The sequence below is a fragment of the Pseudomonas sp. N040 genome (assembly GCF_015637705.1).
Classification (GTDB): Bacteria; Pseudomonadota; Gammaproteobacteria; order Pseudomonadales; family Pseudomonadaceae; genus Aquipseudomonas.
The window spans coordinates 1-212 of the sequence record NZ_JADOBE010000032.1; the positions used below are offsets into that span (position 1 = coordinate 1).

The following is a 212-nucleotide window of genomic DNA, read 5'->3' on the forward strand; positions in this document are numbered from 1 at the left end:
GCGCCATAGTCGGGCGTGTTGCTGAAGTTGTCGGCATAGTTGGCGCTGTCGTCGGCCGTCAGGTCGGTCTCATCCACGGTCAGCTCGTCGGCTGGCGCGTCCGCACTGACCGTGACACTCGGCCCGTCGTCCTCGAAGTTCAGCGCCTGGCCGATGTCGAGGTAATCCGACCCGGTGTCCTGATCACCGTCCTTGTCGGTGATGGTGTCGGT

Annotated in this window: 1 protein-coding gene; it reads right to left on the reverse strand. The window is 64.2% G+C overall.

Annotated elements, in window-relative coordinates:
• A partial coding sequence (locus tag ISX93_RS17050) for a DUF5801 repeats-in-toxin domain-containing protein (protein ID WP_195779952.1) occupies positions 1-212 on the reverse strand: 212 nt, incomplete at both ends.